Annotated in this window: 4 protein-coding genes; 2 read left to right on the top strand and 2 right to left on the bottom strand. The window is 61.7% G+C overall.

Features of this window, described 5'->3' with window-relative positions; genetic code table 11:
- Positions 1–70: 70 nt before the first annotated feature.
- Positions 71–259 (bottom strand): hypothetical protein, encoded by a 189-nt coding sequence (locus tag J2847_RS33715; protein WP_209783088.1) that lies wholly within the window; start codon positions 257–259, stop codon positions 71–73.
- 8 nt (positions 260–267) lie between these two features.
- A complete protein-coding gene (locus J2847_RS33710) occupies positions 268–558 on the bottom strand; it encodes a hypothetical protein (protein WP_209783087.1) in 291 nt (96 codons plus the stop codon).
- 242 nt (positions 559–800) lie between these two features.
- Here J2847_RS33710 and J2847_RS34745 point away from each other — a divergent pair, with 242 nt between their 5' ends.
- Entirely contained in the window at positions 801–4,052 is a 3,252-nt protein-coding gene (locus J2847_RS34745) for a beta strand repeat-containing protein (protein WP_267912604.1), read from the top strand.
- A 243-nt stretch (positions 4,053–4,295) separates the two neighbouring features.
- Positions 4,296–4,997 (top strand): three-Cys-motif partner protein TcmP, encoded by a 702-nt coding sequence (tcmP, locus tag J2847_RS33700; protein ID WP_209783085.1) that lies wholly within the window; start codon positions 4,296–4,298, stop codon positions 4,995–4,997.
- The last annotated feature ends 53 nt before the right edge of the window (positions 4,998–5,050 follow it).

The following is a 5,050-nucleotide window of genomic DNA, read 5'->3' as shown; positions in this document are numbered from 1 at the left end:
ACTCCCACTCCCGGTGGAGCTTCAGTGAATCATGCTCGCTATAATTTGGGAATCCCATGCGGCCCGAGAGTCAGCTCAGGCGTGAGCCGGTATGATAGGAAATCCCGGCCCGCTCGGCGTTGCAGACGATGGCCTCGGTCTCGAACCACGCGGCGTGGTCGCGGTCCGCCTTCTGGTCGCGGATCGCCCAGACCAGCAGGGCCTCCAGGTCGAGGGCGCGGCGCCGATCGGCGGCGGGCTGGGCGAAGGCAACGGCCATGGCGGCGCTCAGGCCGCGACGGCGAGCGTCGGCGCCGGCTGGCTCAGCGCCGGCCCGTGCAGGCGCATGATGCCGGCGACCAACGTGTCGATCGCCTCGATGGGGATCAGGGCCGGATCCAGCCGGGCGGTGTCCTGGATGTAGCGCGCCTTGGCGAACAGGTCGTCGGAGGCCGCGACCTCGCCCTCGGTCAGTAGCTGTTCCATGTTGCCGCGCAGGGTGTCGGCAACCTCGGCGTCCACGGGCGCCAACCCCTGATAGGCCAGCAGAATGGGCAGGAGCGGCAGGGCGGTGGACATTGTGGCAACCTCCGGGAATTGGCCGTGAGGGTTGAAACCTCAACGGAATAGGATTGTTTGCCCAAAAAATTACCAAATCCCTGCTTTGTACGCATTCAGCCTCAAATTCACCTCGCTTCCCAAGCCTCCATCCACTGTTAGAAATTTCCACGTCTTTTTATTGCTTCCAAAGGGTGTTTTTCATATTCATACACCTTATGGGAGACAAAAGCTTAGACACTTCATATTTTGGAGTTCTTAGAATGGCCACCTTCACAGGATCGTCCGCGAACGACACTCTCTCTGGCAGTTCGAATGACGATATAATCTATGGTTTGGGCGGCAATGACGTTTTGAACGGCGGGAACGGATCGGACAAAATATTTGGCGGCGACGGGGACGACCTGATCCTTGGCGATGCGGGCACTGGATCAAGTTCATATATTTTTGGAACTGCCAAAGTAGCCTTCAGCGGCTATTACACGACGAACACCACCTGGACCAACCAGAACATTGTTCCCCGCTTGGTCGGCGATGTGAACGGTGATGGGCACGCTGACATCGTCGGCTTCACATCGACCTCGGTGGTGGTGTCTCTTGGCCGAGCAGACGGCACGTTTGGAGCGGTCCAAGCCGCTTACAACGGGATCTTCACTACGGCGACCGGGTGGCGGCAGGATTACTTCCCGCGTCAACTCGCCGATGTGAATGGCGATGGCCGTATGGACATCGTCGGCTTCGGTGCCGACAATGTCTTTGTCGCACTCGGCCAGGAAAACGGCACCTTCAGCACACCCAAGGTTGCCTTCAGCGGCTACTACACGACGAACACCACCTGGACCAACCAGAACGATGTCCCGCGATTGGTCGGGGATGTGAACGGCGACGGCCGTGCGGACATCGTCGGCTTCACATCGACCTCGGTGGTGGTGTCTCTTGGCCAAGAAGACGGCACGTTTGGGCCAAAGCAGACCGCTTACAACGGGATCTTCACGCTGGCGACCGGGTGGCGGCAGGACTATTTCCCCCGTCAACTCGCCGATGTGAATGGCGATGGCCGCATGGACATCGTCGGCTTCGGTGCCGACAATGTCTTTGTCGCACTCGGCCAGGAGAACGGCACCTTCAGCACACCCAAGGTCGCCTTCAGCGGCTACTACACGACGAACACCACCTGGACCAACCAGAACGATGTTCCGCGATTGGTCGGGGATGTGAACGGCGACGGCCGTGCGGACATCGTCGGCTTCACATCGACCTCGGTGGTGGTGTCTCTTGGCCAAGAAGACGGCACGTTTGGGCCAAAGCAGACCGCTTACAACGGGATCTTCACGCTGGCGACCGGGTGGCGGCAGGACTATTTCCCCCGGCAGCTTGCCGACGTGGATGGGGATGGCCGCATGGACATCGTCGGCTTCGAGTCCAACGCGGTCTATGTAGCACTGGCCTCTACGAACAACGACACGCTCTATGGTGATGATGGCAACGATACCCTCAACGGCGGAGCTGGCAGCAACGATCTCATCGGCGGCGCTGGAAATGATGTCTACATCGTCAGCAGCATCGGCGATACCATCCATGAATTGGCGAACGAAGGCATCGATGAGGTGCGAAGCACCCTGAATGCCTATGTTCTTGGTGAAAATCTGGAAAACCTCATTTTCAGCGGAACCGGCAATTTCTCTGGAACCGGCAACGTGCAGGACAATTTGATTGTCGGCGGTGCAGGCAATGACACCCTGATCGGCAGCGATGGCAGCGACACCTTGATCGGTGGCGATGGTAACGACCATTTCTATTTCGATGCCGCCGACGCCCCGTTGCAGGGTGGCGCCGGCTTCGACACCGCCGTGGTCCAAGGCAGCGTTGGCGTCACCTTGGATCTCGCGGCGTCCAGCATCGAGAGTGCCTATGGTGGCATCGGCAACGACACGCTGATCGGAACCAATGCCGCGGTCGGCCTGCTGATCGACGGCGGTGACGGCAACGATCTTATCCTCGGCGGGACCGGCAACGACACCCTGACGGGCGGGGCTGGCAACGACACATTGACCGGCGGCCTGGGCGACGACGTCTACATCGTGGACAGCGCGCGCGACATCATCCGGGAGTTGGCCAACGAAGGCATTGACGAGGTCCGGACCACGCTGAACGCCCAGACCCTCGGGGCCAACCTGGAGCGGCTGATCTTCATCGGAACCGGCAATTTCGCCGGCACCGGCAACGCGCTGAACAACCTGATCGTCGGCGGGGCGGGCAACGACACGCTCACTGGCGGCGAGGGTGCGGACACGCTGATCGGCGGCGACGGCGACGACCGCTTCTACTTCGACGCCGCCGACGCGCCGCTGCAAGGTGGCGCCGGCTTCGACACCGCGGTGGTCCAGGGCAGCGTCGCGGTCAGCCTCGATCTGGCGGCGTCCAGCATCGAGCAGGCCTATGGCGGCGCTGGAGGCGACATCCTGAACGGCTCCGGTGCCCTCGCCGGGGTTTGGATCAATGGGCGCGATGGCGATGACCAAATTTTCGGCAGCGCCTTCAACGACACCCTGACCGGCGGCAACGGCGCCGACACCTTGATGGGCGGGGACGGCGACGATGTGCTCTACATCGACGCGGCCGACCGCGTGGACGGCGGGGCCGGCTTCGACACCGTCTATGTCCAGGGAGACGGCAACCTCGGCCTCGACCTGGCCAGCACCGGCATCGAGCGCGTGTTCAGCGGCGGCGGCGACGACACCGTGTTCGCGCCGGGGACCAGTGTCGCGGTGGAGATCAACGGCGGGGACGGCAACGATTTCCTCGTGGGAGGAGCCTTCAACGACACGCTGCGTGGCGACGCCGGGGACGATGTCCTGGACGGCGGTGACGGCGACGACGTGCTGGTCGGCGGCGCCGGCAACAACGTGCTGTCCGGCGGCGCCGGCAACGACCGCCTGTATGTCGACACCACGACCGCGCAGTTGGATGGCGGCGACGGGGACGACACGGTCTACGCCCGATACGCCGGCGGCGTCACCCTAGACATCTCGGCCTCGATCGAGCACTTCCACGGCAGCGTCGGCGACGACAGCGTGACGGCGGCCAACGCCTTCTCCGCGGTGGAATTCATCGGCGGAGATGGCAACGACTGGTTCACGGGAAGCCGCCACGCCGACAGCCTGCGGGGAGACAATGGCAACGATTGGCTGGACGGCGGGGACGGAAACGACACGCTGTCCGGCGGCGCCGGCAACGACACGCTGATTGGCGGCTTCGGCGACGACTCGCTGGTCGGGGGAGCCGGCGCCGATCTCTTCGACTTCTCCACGGGCGACGGCAACGACATCCTGCGGGATTTCAACGCCGCCCAAGGCGACCTGATCGGGCTGGCCGCAAACCAGAGCTACGCGCTGGGCGCCAACGCCCGTGGCGAAGCCGTTCTGACCCTGACCTCCTTCGGTACCTCCAACATCGTCACTCTGACCGGAGTCGGGTTCAGGAACGTGTCGAGTTCCTGGTTCACCATCGTTTGATGCTACGCCGAGGGGGGGGCATCCCCTCCCTCGGCCGATCCCGTACATGACCCTCAACGGCGGAAGAGCAACGGACATAGGCCATAGAAGCGATGCCCAAGTCCAAAACCACTTCAGGCAGTTATCGTAGCGTTTCCCTTAAAGTTCAAATTCGGGATTGTTTCCAGACCCAATCCACCTTGACGTTATCCTTTGCCAATACGATGCTCTGAACAGTTGCGTTTCCTGGGATGGCGGTGGTCGATGGCGGGTGAGAAGTACGAATGGATCATCGGTTCCGCGCCTCCGCCGCTGGAAGAACATAGCCGGGTGAAGAACAAGGTCTACGCCAAGTACCTTTACCGCTACGTCAAGGTGCTGACCGCCAACCCGATGCATGACGGCCTGAACCTCACCCTGGTCGATGGGTTCGCCGGTGGCGGCCGCTACCGCGACCGGTCCTCATCGGTCCCCGGATCGCCGATCATCCTGCTGAACGAGATCCAGGCGTTGCAGGCCGAATTCGACCTGGAACGGAAAAAGCCCTTCCACCTCAAAGCCAACTTCATCTTCGTCGAGAAGCTGAAACCCAGCATCGAGTTTCTGCGGAACGAGATCGCCAACAGCATCCACGCCAATGGGCTGGACCGGAACATCCACCTCATCAACTCGACCTTCGAGGAGCAGTGCTCCACCATCATCGAGAAGATCAGAGCGCGCGGCCGGGCGCATCGGGCGATTTTCTTCCTGGATCAGTATGGCTACAACACGGTGTCCTTCGGCTCGATCCGGCGCATCCTGGCGGAGCTGGAGCATCCCGAGGTGATCCTGACTTTCAGCGTGGACGCCCTCATCAACTACCTTTCCACCGACGAGGCATTCCTGAAGGGCATTCTTCCTACCGGCCTGACCCAGGACGATGTTCTAGTACTACTTTGGCAGTTTCTGGGTGATGGAGTGAACTGAAACCTGTTGTACATCTGAGAAAACGATCTTGGCCGGAGGCACTCATGCTGGAC

The organism is Azospirillum agricola (assembly GCF_017876095.1).
Taxonomy (GTDB): Bacteria; Pseudomonadota; Alphaproteobacteria; order Azospirillales; family Azospirillaceae; genus Azospirillum; species Azospirillum agricola.
Note: the sequence above shows the minus strand (reverse complement) of the source record. Positions and strands in the feature narration are given on the sequence as shown.

Excerpts from the sequence above, each read along its gene's own strand:
- J2847_RS34745 (WP_267912604.1), top strand. The coding sequence starts at position 801 with ATGGCCACCTTCACAGGATCGTCCGCGAACGACACTCTCTCTGGCAGT.
- tcmP (WP_209783085.1), top strand. The coding sequence starts at position 4,296 with ATGGCGGGTGAGAAGTACGAATGGATCATCGGTTCCGCGCCTCCGCCG.
- J2847_RS33715 (WP_209783088.1), bottom strand. The coding sequence starts at position 259 with ATGGCCGTTGCCTTCGCCCAGCCCGCCGCCGATCGGCGCCGCGCCCTC.
- J2847_RS33710 (WP_209783087.1), bottom strand. The coding sequence starts at position 558 with ATGTCCACCGCCCTGCCGCTCCTGCCCATTCTGCTGGCCTATCAGGGG.